We start from the raw sequence: 16,702 nt of genomic DNA, 5'->3' as shown, positions 1-16,702 counted from the left end.
TACCAAATCAAAAAGGCCGCAGCACCAAAGTGCTGCGGCCTTTTTGATAAAAATTAAACCGTAAAGATTACACCTCCGCGAAACGCTTACTCATCAGCTTGTTCAGCTTCTCCTCCGTAAGTGGCTTGGCCAGATATTCCACATCCGTATACTGCGCCACGCGGGCAGTGTCGGCGGCGTGCATGGAGGTGGTAAGTACCGCCAGCACCGTGCGTGCCTTTACTTCCTCAGGCAGAGCGCTATAGCGCTGCAAAAACTCAAAGCCATCCATTCCGGGCATCTTCAGATCAACAAAGACCAAAGCTGGCGTTTCGTTGGGCAGCGGGTCAACCAGGTTGCGGCCCTCGCCCCAGAAGAAGTCATAAGCTTGCTGAGCACGGGTGAAAACCAGCACGTTATCGGCCACATCGAGGCGGGTGAGCAAGCGATTGTTCAGAAAACAGGTGGTCTCGTTATCATCCACCAACACGATATTGCGCAGCTTTTTAGTCACGGTCATAAGTCTTTTTATTTCTATAAGGAGAACATTAAACCGGAAGCGGGCAATAAAGATATTTTTTCTTTACAGCCATCCTTGCTCGCGCATCCAGTCGTCGTTGTAAATTTTTCCTAAGTAACGAGTGCCGTGGTCAGGCAGGATAATCACCATAGTGTCATCTTCCTGCAAATGCTCACGAGCATACTCCAATGCCCCATACACCGCCGATCCGCAGGACCAGCCCACAAATAGCCCTTCTTCTTTGGCCAACCGGCGCGTCATTACGGCCGCGTCCTGGTCGGTCACTTTAATGAAAAGGTCGATCAGGTCGAAGTCGACGTTTTTGGGCAGAATGTCTTCTCCAATACCTTCGGTTTTGTAAGGATAAATTTCGTTTTCGTCGAAAACGCCCGTCTCCTTATACTTCTTGAACACCGAGCCGTAGGTATCAAGTCCTACCGTAATTAGCGACGGGTTCTGCTCTTTCAGATACTTAGCGGTTCCACAAATAGTACCGCCAGTGCCTACACCACAAGCCAAATGGGTGATCTTTCCGTCGGTCTGAGCCCACAGTTCAGGGCCAGTGCTCTCGTAATGAGCAGCCGTGTTAGAAAGGTTGTCGTACTGATTCGGGTAAAAAGAATTTGGCGTCTCCGCATTCAGGCGACGGGCCACAGAGTAGTAAGAGCGCGGATCATCGGGAGCTACATCTACGGGGCAGATAACCACCTCGGCACCCACGGCACGTAGGATGTCCTGCTTTTCCTTGCTTTGCTTGTCGCTCATCACAAAGATGCACTTGTAGCCCTTTGCAATGGCTGCCAAGGCCAAGCCCATACCAGTATTGCCGCTGGTACCTTCGATGATGGTGCCGCCGGGCTTGAGCAAGCCGGCTTTTTCCGCGTCCTCTACCATGCGCACGGCCATGCGGTCCTTCACAGAATTGCCCGGATTAAAGTATTCAACCTTAGCCAGCACTGTGCCTTTGATGCCGTCGGCCACTTTATTGAGTTTGACCAGGGGCGTATTGCCGATGGCTTCAACTATGTTATTCAGATACATACAGTTGGGTACGCAGAGTAGTTGGGTGGACCGCAAAGGTACGAATTTACCTTCTTAGCCCCGCGCTGCTAGTCAACATATGGCTATAAGCATACGCAAACCTTGATAGAAAAAGAGCCCTGATGTGCCCTAATATGTCCTATGGGTTTAGCAAGTAATCTGTTCCTCTGCTACCTTCCGTACTGGAAGCGGCCGCTCGGCTTGCCTCCCCCCCAAAAAAGCCTACTTTTGCGCACCGATGACTTGCTAAGTCATTCCCCATTACCACCCTATATCGCATTTTCCTCCTAACCTTTCTCCTAATGAGCGTTCTGGTCAATAAGGATTCTAAAGTGATTGTGCAAGGCTTTACGGGCTCCGAAGGCTCGTTTCATGCTCAGCAGATGATTGAATATGGCACCAACGTAGTTGGCGGCGTAACGCCCGGCAAAGGCGGCACTACCCACCTCGACCGTCCTGTGTTCAACACCGTGGCTGAAGCTGTAGAGCAGGCCGGCGCCGACACGAGCATCATTTTCGTGCCCCCAGCTTTCGCCGCCGATGCTATCATGGAAGCCGCCGACGCGGGCATCAAAGTCATCGTGACCATCACCGAAGGCATCCCGACCAAGGACATGATTGCGGTAAAGGAATATCTGAAAGGCCGCGACGGTCTGCGTATGATTGGGCCAAACTGCCCCGGCGTAATGACCGCCGGTGAGTGCAAAGTGGGTATCATGCCAGGCTTTATCTTCACCAAAGGCAAAATCGGTATCGTTTCTAAGTCGGGCACACTGACGTATGAAGCGGTTGACCAGCTCACCAAAGCCGGCCTGGGCCAGACCACGGCTATCGGCATTGGTGGTGACCCAATCATCGGCACCACTACTAAAGAAGCAGTGGAGCTACTCATGAACGACCCCGAAACTGAAGGCATCGTGATGATCGGTGAAATTGGTGGCGGCATGGAAGCGGAAGCTGCTCGCTGGATCAAGGAAACAGGCAACAAGAAGCCCGTTGTAGGCTTTATTGCTGGGCAAACTGCACCTCCCGGCCGTCGTATGGGCCACGCTGGTGCCATCGTAGGCGGCGCCGATGACACGGCCGCTGCTAAAATGGCCATCATGCGCGAGTGCGGCATCCACGTTGTAGACTCTCCCGCCGAGATTGGCGACACGATGCTGCGTGTACTGCAAGGCGAACAGGTTACCGCGTAGTTCCGACTGCTTTAATTGTAAAAAAAGCCCCCCAGAAAATTTCTGGGGGGCTTTTTTGTGTTGAGGATTTGCCCCTGTTATTGCCTGTCATCCTGAGGCACGAAGGACCTTCTCACATTTGAACAACTCGCTTCAACGGCAGAGAGTCCTTCGTGCCTCAGGATGACAGCTTGTATTTTAAGTGGTGCTGTATCTAATATTTAATCTCGATGTTACTTCCTCCCACTTTGCCCCCCAACATTCACGACCACACCAAAATTAAAAACCGAGTTAGAAGCTTTTAAATACTTCTGGCTGCGCAAGCCAAACATACCGCCACTAATCAGCTGCAGCTGCACCGGGCCTGCTACCTGCACACGGGTGAAGGTGATGGGCTCTACAAAAACGTTGTCTTCGGGTGTGGTAGCTATGCCATCGACGCGCAAGTCGCTTAGCTCTAAGTAGCTCAATCGCAGGGCTGTGCCGTACGAAACGGGAAAGTCGTTCCCGAAAAGGTGAAACGACTTCTTCTCTTTCGAGCTATAGTTTACCTGCAGGAAATATTTGTTCAGGTCGCCCTCTACCGTGCGCTCCACGGTTTTAATATCATTCTCGGTTTTGAAATCGGTGCGTTTGGTGGAGCCGGCGCCGAGGCCTACGTACACCTCCAGCGCGCGCTTGTCGGGGAGGCGGGTGAAGTAACCGCCGCCTATTTCGGCAAACCGGTGCTCCTCGGCTTTGCGTTTTTTGTCGGTATTCAGCGTAGTAAACGTGCCGATGGCGCCGATATGCTCGCCGATGGCATAAGCGCCTTGCAAAGCGAGGTTGTTATCCAGATTGGTATGAATACCGCCGCTAAATTCCCCTTTCTGTGTGAGCAAGGGCACATTAGGCGGCGGCGGAAAGTACAAGGACGTACAAGCGCCTAGCCCCGGTAGAACGGCAAACAGGGCAAGGCGGCACAAAAATCGGTTAGCCACAAGGCGGAAGTTATTGTTAAAGTTACCTGAGCCAACAAACCGCTATGGTAGTCGGCTGGCAAGCTGACCCGTATAGGAATAGCTCTGGGGGGCAAAAATAGCATTGCCCCGCGCATTACTTGTCTTCTCGCTCTCTGATTTCCGCATTCTATGCCTGATTCCTATGATGTTGTGATAATTGGCTCCGGCCAGGCCGGCAATCCACTGGCGACAGCTCTCGCCGACACCGGCCGGCGCGTGGTGCTGATTGAAGAGTATTTACTGGGCGGTTCGTGCATCAACTACGGCTGCTCGCCCGTCAAAACCATGCTGGCCTCAGCGGAGCGCGCCCACCAAGTGCGAACCGCCGCCGACTTTGGAATACAAACCAATGCGCCGCACGTAGACATGGCCGTCGTAGTGGCCCGCAAAGAAGCCGTGATTGAACCTATGCGAGAAGGCGTGCGCAAAAATCTCACCCAAGAGCACCCCGGCATTACAGTGCTGGCCGGGCGCGCCGTTTTTACGGGGCCGCATAGCGTGCGCGTAGCCATGGAAAGCGGCCCTGAAAAAGAGTTAACCGCGCCACTCATTTTCATTAATACCGGTACTCGCGCCGCTATTCCGGAGATGGAAGGATTAGTTGAAACCGGCTTCCTGACTACCACCGAGCTGCTCGACCTGACGGAGCTACCCGAGCATCTGCTGATTCTGGGTGGCGGCTACATCGGGCTGGAGTTCGGTCAGATGTTTCGGCGCTTCGGTAGTCGCGTCACTATTATCGAATCGGGCGCGCAGGTGCTGGAGCACGAAGATGAAGACGTATGCGCCACCTTGCAGGAATTATTGGAGGCTGAAGGCGTTGAGTTTGTGCTCGGTGCTGAGGCTTACCGCACGACTAAAGGCGCTGGGGGGCAAATCACTGTTACGGCCCGCACCCGCAGCGGCGAGCGACGCTTAAGCGGCACCCACCTGCTCATTGCCACCGGCCGCACGCCTAACTCAGATAAACTGAATCTGGCGGCGGCTGGCGTTCGGGTTGATGATAAAGGCTACATCAAGGTAAACAGCCGCCTCCAAACCAACGTGCGTGGCGTGTATGCCCTCGGCGACGTGCACGGAGGCCCTCAGTTTACCCACCTCAGCTACGACGACTACCGTATTGTCCGCGACGCGCTGCTGGGGGGCAAATCGCGCTCGGCCAAGCAACGCCCCCTCCCCTACACCGTTTTCACCGACCCGCAGCTAGGTCGTATTGGTTTATCGGAGGAGCAGGCACAGGAAAAGAACATTTCTTATCGCGTGGCCGTCATGCCCGTATCCAACATTGGCCGCGCCCGCGAAACGGGCCGTCTAGGGGGCTTTTTTAAGGTGATGGTTGATGACAAAGACCAGATCATCGGGGCTGCTATTCTGTGCGCTGAAGGCGGCGAAATCATGACGATGCTGCAACTGGCCATGACCGGCAAACTTAAATATCAGGTGTTGCAGCAGATGATATTTGCGCATCCGCTTTGGGCTGAAGCACTGAACAATGCGTTCTCCAAGCTGGAAAAGCCGAAAAAATAAATATATCAGGCACTACTTATTGATCGGGAAGCAAAAGCCGATTCCGATCAGAAGTAGGAATAAGACTTTTCTTCCTGCTCTACTTTACCCACAGGCAAGGATACAATTACTTCCGTGTATTTGCCTTCCTGACTTTCCACCGAGAGCGTGCCACCATGGCCCTTTGTTACGATATCGTAGCTCAGTGAAAGGCCCAAACCCGTGCCTTCGCCCGCAGGTTTGGTGGTGAAGAAGGGCTGGAAAATTTTCTCCTGAATAGCTTCTGGAATGCCAACACCATTGTCGCGCACCCGCACTTTCACCTGTCCATTGCGGCGGCGGGTAGTTACCAGCACCTGTGGCTGATAGCCACTTTCCTGCCGGGCAGCCTGTTGGCTTACGGCGTAAAAGGCATTGGTGTACAGATTCAGGAGCACCCGCCCTATTTCCTGGGGCACCACTGGCACCAAGCCCAGATCTGAATCGAAGTTGGTGGTGAATTTAACCTCAAAGTTGGGGTCCTTGGCCCGCTGCCCGTGGTAGGCAAGCCGCAGATTCTCGTCGCAGAGGGCGTTTAAGTCGGTTAGTTGGCGCTCGCCGGTGCTGGGGCGGGCATGCTCCATCATGCTCTGCACAATGCGCGCGGCGCGGCTCCCGTGCTCCCGAATCTTATGTAGATTTTGCGCTAAATACGCCAGTAGATCCGCCTCTAATGCTGCATCGCGGTTTTGGCTTTGTTGGGCATTTCCCAGCTCACCTACAAGCTCAGCCGACACCTCAGCAAAGTTGGTCACGAAGTTCAGCGGGTTTTGAATCTCGTGGGCAATACCAGCGGTAAACTCGCCCAGCGAGGCCATCTTTTCCCGCTGAATTAGTTGAGCCTGTGCAGCTTGTAGCTCTTCCTGCTGGCGTTGAAGCTGGGCATTGGCCCGCTGCTTTTCCTGATTGTTGTTCCAGAGCAGCACACTTAATCCAGCCACTACCGCTAAAGCAACCAACGCCCCAATCAGCAGCAGTTTCTGCTGCTGGCTCTGCTGGCGATTCAACTCCTCATTGCGGGTCAGCAGCCGTATCTGCGACTGTTTCTTATCCAGTTCATAGGTATACTGCAGTGCGGCCGTCCGCCGGATAATATCTTGAGTACTAAGGCTGTCCTTGTATGCCGTAAACAGCGTTTGGTAACGGTAGGCATCTTCGAAGCGCCCCAGTTGGGCACTCGCTTGGGCCAGCACGTCGGCGGCGTCGTGAATTACCTGTTTGGTGCCGCTTCGCTGGCTCGCTCGTAAGCTGGCTCGCCCATATACCATCGCACTGTCAGGACGTCCGGTATGCAGGAAGGCGCGCGCAAAAATGACTTCGATAAGTGGAATGTTACCTACATCTTCCATTTGGTGCAGCCTCCGCAGCCCGAGCCGCCCCACGGCAAAGGTCTCCGCATAGCGCCCCAGTCGCTCATTCATTTCCGCGCTACGCAATTGCCCGAGCGTAACCAACCGCTCGTTGCCCGCTTCATGAGCCAAGACCATTTGCTTATCAAAATGTTGAAGCGCTTCCAAACGCTTGCCTTGAGCATCGGCCAGTCTCCCCAGCCCATTCTGGCAAAACGCCTCACCTTCCGTATCACCTGCCTTGTTAGCCAGCTTCAAGCCGCGCATCAAGTACTGTCGGGCCTTGGCATACTCTCCTACAATCACGCACGCCAGCCCGATCTGGTAATTCATAAGTGTCAACCATTTCTGGTTTTGCATAGACTCAGCCAAGTTCAAACCATCAAGCCCATGGGTCATTGCTTGGGTAAAGTCCCCCAGACCATAGTAGATAAAGGCCAAGTTGTATAGACATGAGATCTGATTCAGCCTATCATCGAGTTGCTGGAATAGCTCCTGAGCCTGGCGTGTATAGGTAAATGCTTCTTTATACTCGCCCCTGAAGCGATAATAAGAACCCAGCCCCTTCAATGCCTGAGCTTCCCCAGATTTATAGTTAAGCTGCCGAGATAAACTTAATGCTTCCTGATAACTCGCTAAAGCATTGCTGGTTGTCTTTTCCTTTTCCGCAAACGCTATGAGTCGGTTTACCCGGATTGTGTCGGGCTGAAGATAGCTTCGCACTGCCACGTGCCGCAGTTGGGTGGCCGTATCCTGCGCACCTACACCTATCGAAAGTACGCTCAGGCAGCAGATGAACAGGAGCTTCTTCATACAGGCCAGCGCTTCGTGGGCCAATACTTACAGTACCGGCACAATCCATTACAAGATATGAATTGTACCAATACTTATAAAGACACAACGGTACAGAAGTAGCTGCTAATTCCAGCCTGAAAACTATTTTTTTGAGCTGAACTTCAGATATATGGTATGGACTATTGCATTGCTTGCTAAAAAGCCCCCCAGTCGAATAGAAGCGGCTTATACTATTCAGTTTGGCTGAACGCACTCAGCAAATGTGCGCCGTCAATTTTGAGGGCATTAAACAATTACTTTTCAAGCTAATAAAGTCAATAAGTAATGGTGCATTTAGTATCTTATTGGTACAGAAAATAAGTGTCTGTGTGAAATATTGCGCTACCTTCTCTTTTATTAAAGGCAACCGTATTGACCGGCAAAGCCCAGAATTAAAACCTAATCTTTTATAAGCTGATGCGACTCTTCTCTGGGGTAATGACAATACTGTTTATTGGGTTTGCCGCAGTCCAATACAATGACCCCGACCCCTATATCTGGGTCCCGATATACCTTTTCCCAGCCGTTGTGTCTGCTATTATTTTTACCGGCCGGAAAGTATCCCCTTTACCTATTCTCCTTGCAAGCATCGCCTTCTTTGTGGGGGGCTTTTTTCAGTGGCCAGCCCATTGGGAAGGTGTCGCCCTGAAGAATGGCATGAAGGATATCAATATTGAGGAAGGGCGCGAAGCGCTAGGCTTACTTATTTGCGCGGTTTCCTTATTCATTTACTGGCTTTATCTGACCCGCTTCAAAGTAAAAATGGGGGAGGTGTAAGCAATTGCAACCGCTTTATTCGCTTCACCAAAACCCATATTGTCACCTGCTGTCTGCTCAGTTGTACTTGCTCTGCAAATGCGCGAGAATGACGTCAAAAACAGCTGGAGCTTCTATGCTATCCGTCGGAATAAGGTGGGCGCTGCGACTCATGAGTAGCGGGCCTTCGGCGGGCGCTTCCGGTGGCCGACCATGCGAGCCTTTCACCAAGCCGGCATCCAGCGGAATCACGTCCATGAGCATGCGGAAGCCTAGCTTTTTGCGCAGCAGTTTCAGGCCGATTTTAGGCACCAGAAACTTGATGTTTGGGTTCGTAAACATCTCCACCGGATCGTAGCCGGGTTTGCGATGAATGTCAACAATGCGGGCAAAATCGGGTGCCTTAGCATCATCAAGCCAATAGTAGTACGTAAACCAAGCGCCTTTCTCAGCAATGGCAATCAGCTCGCCAGCTCGCGGATGGTCTAAGTGGTAAGTTACTTTTTCCTCCGGTCCAAGCACTTTCTCCACGCCGGGCACCGCCTCCAGCAATTGCCGAACAGCCGTGAGCTTGGACGGATCATTCACGTAAATATGGGCCAGTTGGTGGTCAGCCAGTGCAAAAGCCTGGCAGGTGCCGGCATCCAACAGTTCCAGCCCCCGCTCCTCCCGAATAGACAAGTACCCGTTCTCCCGAAGCACCCGATTTAAGTGCACCGGACGGGAGGCGGCAGCAATACCATACTCCGACAGGAAAATGACATGGGCACCTTTGCTTTCATAATACGTAGCCAAGTGCTGGCAAACCCCGTCTATCTCGCGCAGATCAGCAGCAACACGTGCATCGGCGGGGCCATAGCGCTGGGTATTGTAGTCGAGGTGGGGCAAATACACCAGCGTCAGGGTCGGGTCGTGAAGCTTATCCGTTTCTATCGCGGCGTCGGCAATCCACCGGCTGGATTTAATGGTCGTGCGAGGGCCCCAAAAATCAAACAGCGGAAACGTGCCCAGCTTGGCTTCCAGCTGGGGGCGCAATTCCATCGGAAAAGTATAGCAATCTGGCATCTTGCGCCCATCCGACAAGTATTGCGGACGCGGAGTTACTGCATAATCGGCGGTGCTGTACATGGCATACCACCAGCAGATGTTAGCGCAGGTAAATGTTGGATCAAGGGCTTTGGCAACATCCCAGATTTTCGGCGCTTCCACCAGCTTATTAGACTGGCGCCAAAATTTAGGCTCACATTCATCCCGAAAATACCAGCCGTTCCCAACGATGCCATGCTCCGTCGGCCATTTACCAGTCAGGTAGGTAGCTTGTACCGAGCAGGTTACCGCCGGCCACACATGGCCTATGGAAGCTACTTTAGCACCTTCTGACCACTTTTTTAGAAAAGGCGTATTCTCTCCAACGGAAGCTGGGGTAAGGCCGACAACGTCAATTACGACTGTTTTTCGCATATCTATCTGGGGGTTAATCGGCGGAATAATTCGATGTAATTCCGCTAATAATGTCTTATGCGGATACGCCCATTTTATAAGTGATATCTGACTCGTTTAACTGTAGTTCAGACAGCTCTACATTTTGCTTTACCCAGTTCAATTCTCTCTCGATAGAGGACACCAAATCCTGCTTTATTTCAGGCGGCAACACCTCCCAAGTATAGGTTTCAACTTCCAGATAAGTAGTAAAATGCTGCGCGGCTAACAACCGTAATATTTTCTGTATTTCCGGCTGCGTGGACTGCAACAAATTATAGCGTTCCAGAAAAACGGGAACGTGAAAGTGTGAGCGCCATTCCGTAGCCTGCGCGTCCATAATATGAGGTAAGGCGGCCGGCAAATCGGGATATTGGGTAATGCTATTATCGTAGTTACGAACCAGCACCTGGTGCAGGTAAGTAGATTCAGAAAAAGCGCTGAATTGCTGAGCTAAAGCGTGTCGCTCTTCACTATTGGGGGGCAAATCTGCCTTCAACGCGGCACTGATTTGCACGCGCCCAACCTTGATTCTTTTGGCCGCTAATTGCTCCAGCACGGCAGCAGGATCTTCGTAGGCCAAAGCAAAATGACACACGTCGTAGCATAGCTGAACGCTGTCATAAACTGCTTGAACTGCGCGCTGCTGACTTATCCCAAGCTGTGCTTCTAAATGACCTGAAACCTGGGGCAGCAAATACGTTTCGTAGTAATCAATAAATTCTGCTGACGTTTCGAGCAGCCCATCTGGTTCGGGCTCAATGTCGAGGTGAATATGCCGCCCAGATTGCGCCCGTATTCTGACGAGTTCTTCCACCAGTTCCGCCAGATGCTGGGTACTACTCTGCAACACCGTTTGGGTTTGCTGTGCATTGCCCGCCAGCCACGGTTTGTAGGAGAGCGGCGACGTAGAAATGCCCCCCACTATCCCCTCAGGCAACAAAAATGCGAGCAGACGGGCTAAGCGTTTGGTGTATTCTAAACGCTCGCGTGTTGTCCAGTCGGGCCGATGCACGTCATCTTTCACCGCTTCTCCGTGGAAGCTGCCAAAAGGAAACCCGTTTATAATGGGCACATACAAATCGTGCTCCGCCAGCCACAATTTGAACTCCGTTAATTGCTCGCCTTGCTCCAATTCTTTGCTGGCAACGTCAGAAAGGCGCAAGCCAATTGCAAAGGGTTTATTGGGTGAAACGCGCGCCTTCACGGGCAGCGCATACATCTGCAGGCTCTCAAAAACAGCAGCCCAGGTTTCGCCAGGGTGGATATTAGTGCAATACGTGAGCTGATAGCCGTTCTGAATTTCCATAGCTTATAGTCCCGAGGTTAACGCCAACGACTACCATTTGGGCCGCTGATTAGTACTGCTGCAGTTTTCTGACAGCCTCCTCCACCAGTCGTCCATCCATTTCGTGGACTTCTACGCCGCGGCCTATTTTTTCCAGCAGCATAATGGTCAATTTGCCCCCCAGGTGCTCCCGAAATTCCTGCAACCCATGCTGTATACTTTGCGGATGCGAAGCGTCCTCCAAATGCGCCGACATTTCAGGTGCATACAAGTCAAAACCCAGTGTGCGGATAACGGAAATAATCTGATCTAATTCAGCATCACTGATTCGACCTTGCAAATGTGAATACACTGAATCTAAGGCAATTCCGATGGCAACTGCTTCGCCGTGCCGGATGCGGTAATTACTCAACTGCTCAAGCTTATGCGCCGACCAATGTCCAAAGTCCAGTGGCCGGGAAGAACCTTGCTCAAAAGGGTCTCCACCGGCTATGTGTTGCAAGTGCATTTCAGCGCAGCGGTGAATTAAATACTGCATGGCAGGCATATCGCGAGCAGCCAATTTTTCCGCGTTATCCTGAATAAACGCAAAAAACTTCGCGTCCTTAATCAGACCCACTTTTAAAGCTTCCGCAATACCACCCCGCCAGTCCCGATCTTCCAGCGTCAGCAAGAATTCAAAGTCGTTAAGGACAGCGTAGGGCGGCGAGAAATTCCCGAGGAAATTCTTCTTCCCGAAAGCATTAACACTGTTTTTCACACCAATACCCGAGTCATTCTGCGACAACACTGTGGTAGGAATGCGGATATGCCGAATGCCCCGATGGGCCACTGAGGCCACGTACCCAACCAAATCCAGAACGGCTCCACCCCCAATTCCCACAAAATACGAGTGACGGTCGATGTGGTAAGTATTGACAGCATCGAGCAACTGCTGCACCAGTGCCGGCTCGTTTTTGCACTGTTCACCGCCCGGAATTACGGTAATCGGGCCGCTAAGCTGCATGACTTCCGCATGCGAGTCGACATAGTTCGTAATAGCACCTATAAGTTGCGGATGCTGTGCAGCTACCCCATCATCAACTACAAAGAATATTTTGCGTGGCTCGGCTCCTCCATCCTGCGAGAGCACATCACGAATCAGCTTATTGTGCGCGCTAAACAAGCCCTCAGTAAAATGAACATCATAAGAAAAAGCAACCTGAAATTGCTGCTTCAGAGGAGAAATATGCATGTAGAACAGAAGTAAATTACTGCACGAAAAGCGTTCTTCTCTACCTATTCAAAACTGAGACAAGAGAAGGTTAAAATCGTTTTTCAACGGAATAGGGTTGCCTTTTTTAAAGTAGTATAAAGTACTGGTTCTTAAGTTACAGCAAACACTCTGGCCAGCAACCGGGAAAGCGGAAATAAGGCCAGAACGATCAGGCCATACCACCAACCAGCAAAGCCAGCGGCTATCGTAGCATCGAGTAGAATCAACGCCATAATTCCGGCTTTAACCGCCAGGCGGACGTCAAGAGGCTTTAAAGAAGAAATTGCCTTAAAAAGGGGCGGGAAAATGAGGTAGCAGAATAAAGCCAGAAATGGGATTGTGTACAACCCATTGATCTGCGGCAAGGCCATCAGGAGTAAAATGCTGCCAATAACCAGGCTGTATAAGCCAACCGACCCCAGCAGGATCTTTTTGTCGCCACCGTGCACTTCACCCCGACTGATAGCCGTAATAGCCGCGATATACACGATCGGCAGCAAGGCCAGATACCAATACTCTCCCACGGCCGCGGGCAAAGCGCTTAAGCCAAGCAGCAAATTGCCCCCCCGACATGCTCCCATGTTCAACGGACCCAGCACTGAATAGTGTTTGCTAAACGAATCATACACCAAGGCCAAAACGGCAATTACTAGGGCTATCAGGCCACTGGTGCTGGAAACCTGGAACGCAGCCACCACGCCGGCCAGCAACAACAGCGCACCTAGTAGACTAGCACTCAGGCGGCTGGCCGCCCCACTAGGAATGGGGCGTTCGGGGCGCTCCTTTCTGTCAAGGTCAGCGTCGAATACGTCGTTGAACACTACGCCGCCGCCATACAAGCCTATGGTAGCTGCCACGAGCCAATACAAGTTGGTCAGCTGAGGATGCGATGAATAAGCAGGGCCATCATGTAAGATCATTTGGACCGAGCCCGATGCCGCAAAGCCAAGCAGAATATCGGCGATGGCCGTGATGATATTGGCAGGTCGCATTAGCACAAGGTGGGCAAAGAATCGACTCATAGCGACGGGCTTTTAACGAATGATAGTGGTGTCAGAGTCAATTTTGGGAGTTTGGCCGCCCCGCAAAATCGAGTTGCCAGAGAACTTCTGACTCTGATCAATCTGGGTTGTTGTAAGCCACTCACTTTCCTGCATTTGCCCACTTTGACCAAATGCTTCCAGCGCATTTTGATATGTAACTAAGCGCACCGTTTCGGCCGGAATACCCCGTTCTAGCATCAAATGGGCAGTTTTGGGTACAGCCAGCGGGTCGCTGATGCCCCAGTCGGCGGCACTATTGATGAAAATACGTTCAGGACCGTACTGCTTGACTATCTCTGTCATGCGCTCATTACCCATCTTGGTGTGTGGGTAAATAGTAAAAGCCGCCCAGAAGCCCCGATCGAGTACATCCTGCACCGTCTCTTCATTGTTATGGTCAACAATGACCATTGAAGGGTCCAGCCCATGCTCTAGGGCTACCTCCATACTGCGCAGGGTGCCTTTCTTCTTGTCGCGGTGCGGTGTGTGAATCTGGACCGGCAAGCTCACTTCCTTGGCTAGTTCCAGCTGCAGCCGATAGTATTTATCCTCAGCAGCAGTTTGGTCATCGTAGCCAATCTCGCCCACGCCAACAACGCCCTCTTTACAGACGAACAAGGGCAGTAGCTCCATGACTTCTTCGGCCAACGCTTCGTTGTTGGCTTCCTTAGAATTCAGGCCGATAGTACAGTAGTGCTTAATCCCGAATTGACTAGCCCTAAACCGCTCGAAGCCAATTAGGTGGCTATAATAATCCTTAAAGGTGCCAACCTGCGTACGAGGCTGTCCCATCCAGAACGCCGGCTCTATAATGGCCACAATTCCTGCATTGCGCATAGCCTCATAATCATCGGTAGTGCGGGAAGTCATGTGCACGTGCGGATCGATAAATAACATACTCTAGGGGGTTTAGGTAACTGATCAGGCGTATACAAAAGGTTGTAAAGCATACTGGCTTTTAAGCTTTGTAAGCTCTTTCTCCGATGCTTTGCCAAGTGAAATCGCCACTCCTTATTTTCATCTCTATGTCTGCGTGCTGACTCAACATATCTTTGATTTCCGGTGAATTACTTTCTGCCAATGCCAGAGCGCCAGCTTGGTTTTCCAACTCATTTGAGCTTTGAAATAACCGCTCAACATCAGGCATATTATCAGTTGTGAGGTAAGGGCCTACTAACCGCCACACCTCCGGTGTGAGCGCCCGACCAGCAGCCCAGCGCTCATGCGCATAATCGATGAGCATATGCGCCAGCGCTGCATTACGCCTGTTGTCCAACCCATAAATCCGATGTAGTGGCCGCGCATTAAACACTGCCTTCAGCACCATCTGATTCCAGGCCTCAGTTGGTAAATAGTCGTGGGGATAAGGATTATTCAGCGCGATGGCGTCGAATACACTCGTCATCGTGGTGCGAACCCCTTCCGCCGCCCGCTCGCGGTGTGACTCTGGATAAGGCAAAAGTGGTAGCGCAGCATAAAGCGTGGCTAATTCACTTAAATCAGCTACACTAAAAAGCTCATTTAAAAGGTAGGAATATGCGGTTGAGTTATGGTGCGGGACCTTCAGCAGCAGCAACGTGCGCGCCACCTGATCGACTGTCCACAACCCAGGATTAAACCCTGGACGTAACTGTGCGGCCTCGGCCAGTTGATCCACTGTCAGGTACAGAGGCTGCTTTCCTACAAAACGAGGAACTTGGCTGAAGGCTAAATAGAAAGCTTTTTCAGAGTGTAAGCTTGCTATCTGCTTGTGCAGCCATGCAGCGCCTGCTTCCGTCTGATTTGCGGCCAGAATTGCTGATAAATAAGATGTGTAGGCATCTAACTGCATGTTAACCCAGATATAATGATTAGGGCAATCAGTAACTTGTTAGAGCCTATCTGAACATGCGAGGGCTCAATAACTAGTAGCTAGTCATCTTTTGTATAATTAGTGTTTTTTTTGGTACTATCAAGCTGTCGAGCCTAAATTAAAAGGCAGGCGTAAAAAGCGGGCTATCCTTTATGCTTGCGGCGGCTTTCCAGAATGCGAAAGAAGGAGCGAGTATTAATTTCCTCCTTCGTAAGCCCGGTGGCAGTGATTTCCTCCTCCGTAATTGCCCCGCAGTTAAGTGCCTTCAGGAAGAAGTTAAGTAAGCCTTGGCCCGTAGCGGCATCATCGAAAATGTCGCCGGTGAGCGTGGAAATTGCCGCGCGCTCCACGAAGCTTTTCAGGCGAAATACGGCGTCCTCGTAGCTGCTCAGGAAGAAGGCATACGTAGCCGCGTAGCGCATCGGTAGTTGCGCCGGGTTCAGGTCCCAGCCCTGGTAGAGGCCGTTGATGAGAGAGTGCGTGGTGTGATGGAAACCCTGCCGCCACGCGTTGTGTACTGATTCGCGGTTTTCCTTTTGCTGCTCAAATGTCAGGTTGTCGCCCCGGTGCGGACCGATGGGCATTACGTTGGTGGCGCCGTCGGAGAGGAAAATACCGGTGCCGCCCAGCGCCACTTTGGTCATGTGGTGGGCAAAGTCGCAGACGGGGTGCGCCATGGTCTGGTAGCGCGCCGTGATGCCGGCCGAAGCCGTGTAGTCGTAGGTGCCGAAGTGAGCGGCAATGCAACGGCCCTCACCGGCCCGGATGATGCGCATCAGCGGGTTGCGGCCTTCCTCATCCATGATGATTTGGGTGGCTTCTACCATGGTTTCCATCCGCAAGGTGTTGGGGGGCAAATTGTTCGCCTTTTCCAGGATTTCGAACAAGCGCACCATCGTCGTCATCTGCTCCGGAATCGTCACTTTGGGCAGCATCACCACGAAGTTTTCGGGCAGCTTTCCGCCGGTTTTTTCCAGCAGGGTCGTCAGAAAAATATCCAGCGTCCGAACACAACGCTGCTTCAAGTCCTCGGTGAACGGCTTGATGCGAATGCCGATGAACGGCGACAACGTGCCGTTCTGCATCCCGATGGCTACTTCGTTGGCAGCCTGCACAGCCGTGGCATCTTCTTCTGCGTCGGGGCGGTTACCGAAACCGTCTTCAAAGTCAATCCGGAAGTCTTCGACAGGTTCAGCTTTGAGCTTGGCGAGGATCTTATTGTACACCGAATACGCCAGCCAGGCCACTTCTTTTTTGCGCTCTTCCGGCGTCAGGGTGTCCAGCTTGGCTGTTAGCTCCGCAATATCTTTCCCCGATTTCGGCAAGTGCTCGTAGCCTTTGAGCTGAAGCACGTTGGCCAGCTCCACAAAGTTGGGCGCGTAGGTGCGGAGGTTGTTCAGGGCAATGTCGCCCATGCGCACGCAGGTATCCGATTTAAACAGGTTGGCGCCGCCGTACACCGTGTGCACGGGCTGCCGATCGGGCTTGTCGCCGGGATAAGTTTGCTGAAACTTAAGGTTAGCGACGCCGAGCTGATTCAATAATTGCTCTTTATCGGAGTCTTGTATGCTGAGCTTCATAAGCG

Annotated in this window: 13 protein-coding genes and 1 pseudogene; 3 read left to right on the top strand and 11 right to left on the bottom strand. The window is 52.1% G+C overall.

The window, feature by feature from the left end; genetic code table 11:
* Positions 1 to 67: 67 nt before the first annotated feature.
* On the bottom strand, positions 68 to 499 hold the full coding sequence (locus tag H8B13_RS09385) for a two-component system response regulator (protein WP_187310545.1): 432 nt from the start codon (positions 497 to 499) through the stop codon (positions 68 to 70).
* A gap of 66 nt (positions 500 to 565) precedes the next feature.
* Positions 566 to 1,540, bottom strand: a pseudogene (locus H8B13_RS09380) (PLP-dependent cysteine synthase family protein); the annotation flags it as partial.
* Positions 1,541 to 1,842: 302 nt separating this feature from the next.
* Here H8B13_RS09380 and sucD point away from each other — a divergent pair.
* The gene (gene sucD / locus H8B13_RS09375; protein WP_187310543.1) at positions 1,843 to 2,736 is read left to right on the top strand and encodes a succinate--CoA ligase subunit alpha; all 894 of its coding nucleotides are present in this window, start codon (positions 1,843 to 1,845) and stop codon (positions 2,734 to 2,736) included.
* Between the two features lie 212 nt (positions 2,737 to 2,948).
* Here the strand turns inward: sucD and H8B13_RS09370 are convergent, their stop codons facing one another.
* Positions 2,949 to 3,695, bottom strand: a complete 747-nt coding sequence (locus tag H8B13_RS09370) for a hypothetical protein (RefSeq protein ID WP_187310542.1) — start codon at positions 3,693 to 3,695, stop codon at positions 2,949 to 2,951.
* A gap of 150 nt (positions 3,696 to 3,845) precedes the next feature.
* On the opposite strand from H8B13_RS09370, the gene H8B13_RS09365 reads away from it, so the two are divergent.
* Complete coding sequence (locus tag H8B13_RS09365; RefSeq protein WP_187310541.1) at positions 3,846 to 5,243, top strand: mercuric reductase; 1,398 nt, start codon at positions 3,846 to 3,848, stop codon at positions 5,241 to 5,243.
* Between the two features lie 47 nt (positions 5,244 to 5,290).
* Here H8B13_RS09365 and H8B13_RS09360 read toward each other — a convergent pair whose 3' ends face one another.
* Positions 5,291 to 7,423, bottom strand: a complete 2,133-nt coding sequence (locus tag H8B13_RS09360) for an ATP-binding protein (RefSeq protein ID WP_187310540.1) — start codon at positions 7,421 to 7,423, stop codon at positions 5,291 to 5,293.
* A 438-nt stretch (positions 7,424 to 7,861) separates the two neighbouring features.
* Between H8B13_RS09360 and H8B13_RS09355 the strand changes: the two genes are divergently transcribed.
* Entirely contained in the window at positions 7,862 to 8,221 is a 360-nt protein-coding gene (locus tag H8B13_RS09355; protein WP_315985119.1) for a transmembrane 220 family protein, read from the top strand.
* A 57-nt stretch (positions 8,222 to 8,278) separates the two neighbouring features.
* Here the strand turns inward: H8B13_RS09355 and H8B13_RS09350 are convergent, their stop codons facing one another.
* The 7 genes from H8B13_RS09350 to H8B13_RS09320 all read right to left on the bottom strand — a co-directional run bounded on the left by H8B13_RS09350 (position 8,279) and on the right by H8B13_RS09320 (position 16,697).
* Positions 8,279 to 9,661 (bottom strand): alkaline phosphatase family protein, encoded by a 1,383-nt coding sequence (locus tag H8B13_RS09350; protein ID WP_187310538.1) that lies wholly within the window; start codon positions 9,659 to 9,661, stop codon positions 8,279 to 8,281.
* 55 nt (positions 9,662 to 9,716) lie between these two features.
* Positions 9,717 to 10,988 carry a metabolite traffic protein EboE gene (gene eboE, locus H8B13_RS09345; RefSeq protein ID WP_187310537.1) on the bottom strand — a complete coding sequence of 424 codons (1,272 nt, stop codon included), beginning with the start codon at positions 10,986 to 10,988 and terminating at the stop codon, positions 9,717 to 9,719.
* A gap of 49 nt (positions 10,989 to 11,037) precedes the next feature.
* Complete coding sequence (locus H8B13_RS09340) at positions 11,038 to 12,195, bottom strand: 3-dehydroquinate synthase (RefSeq protein WP_187310966.1); 1,158 nt, start codon at positions 12,193 to 12,195, stop codon at positions 11,038 to 11,040.
* 137 nt (positions 12,196 to 12,332) lie between these two features.
* Positions 12,333 to 13,244 carry a UbiA-like protein EboC gene (eboC, locus tag H8B13_RS09335; protein ID WP_187310536.1) on the bottom strand — a complete coding sequence of 304 codons (912 nt, stop codon included), beginning with the start codon at positions 13,242 to 13,244 and terminating at the stop codon, positions 12,333 to 12,335.
* A 12-nt stretch (positions 13,245 to 13,256) separates the two neighbouring features.
* Complete coding sequence (locus H8B13_RS09330; protein ID WP_187310535.1) at positions 13,257 to 14,162, bottom strand: TatD family hydrolase; 906 nt, start codon at positions 14,160 to 14,162, stop codon at positions 13,257 to 13,259.
* 61 nt (positions 14,163 to 14,223) lie between these two features.
* On the bottom strand, positions 14,224 to 15,096 hold the full coding sequence (locus H8B13_RS09325; protein ID WP_187310534.1) for an EboA domain-containing protein: 873 nt from the start codon (positions 15,094 to 15,096) through the stop codon (positions 14,224 to 14,226).
* A gap of 164 nt (positions 15,097 to 15,260) precedes the next feature.
* A complete protein-coding gene (locus H8B13_RS09320) occupies positions 15,261 to 16,697 on the bottom strand; it encodes a DUF6986 family protein (protein ID WP_187310533.1) in 1,437 nt (478 codons plus the stop codon).
* Positions 16,698 to 16,702 lie beyond the last annotated feature (5 nt).

This window comes from Hymenobacter sp. BT188 (assembly GCF_014333585.1).
Lineage (GTDB): Bacteria > Bacteroidota > Bacteroidia > Cytophagales > Hymenobacteraceae > Hymenobacter.
Note: the sequence above shows the minus strand (reverse complement) of the source record. Positions and strands in the feature narration are given on the sequence as shown.

Excerpts from the sequence above, each read along its gene's own strand:
- H8B13_RS09365 (WP_187310541.1), top strand. The coding sequence starts at position 3,846 with ATGCCTGATTCCTATGATGTTGTGATAATTGGCTCCGGCCAGGCCGGC.
- H8B13_RS09320 (WP_187310533.1), bottom strand. The coding sequence starts at position 16,697 with ATGAAGCTCAGCATACAAGACTCCGATAAAGAGCAATTATTGAATCAG.
- eboE (WP_187310537.1), bottom strand. The coding sequence starts at position 10,988 with ATGGAAATTCAGAACGGCTATCAGCTCACGTATTGCACTAATATCCAC.
- H8B13_RS09385 (WP_187310545.1), bottom strand. The coding sequence starts at position 499 with ATGACCGTGACTAAAAAGCTGCGCAATATCGTGTTGGTGGATGATAAC.
- H8B13_RS09330 (WP_187310535.1), bottom strand. The coding sequence starts at position 14,162 with ATGTTATTTATCGATCCGCACGTGCACATGACTTCCCGCACTACCGAT.
- H8B13_RS09350 (WP_187310538.1), bottom strand. The coding sequence starts at position 9,661 with ATGCGAAAAACAGTCGTAATTGACGTTGTCGGCCTTACCCCAGCTTCC.
- H8B13_RS09355 (WP_315985119.1), top strand. The coding sequence starts at position 7,862 with ATGCGACTCTTCTCTGGGGTAATGACAATACTGTTTATTGGGTTTGCC.
- sucD (WP_187310543.1), top strand. The coding sequence starts at position 1,843 with ATGAGCGTTCTGGTCAATAAGGATTCTAAAGTGATTGTGCAAGGCTTT.
- H8B13_RS09360 (WP_187310540.1), bottom strand. The coding sequence starts at position 7,423 with ATGAAGAAGCTCCTGTTCATCTGCTGCCTGAGCGTACTTTCGATAGGT.
- H8B13_RS09325 (WP_187310534.1), bottom strand. The coding sequence starts at position 15,096 with ATGCAGTTAGATGCCTACACATCTTATTTATCAGCAATTCTGGCCGCA.
- eboC (WP_187310536.1), bottom strand. The coding sequence starts at position 13,244 with ATGAGTCGATTCTTTGCCCACCTTGTGCTAATGCGACCTGCCAATATC.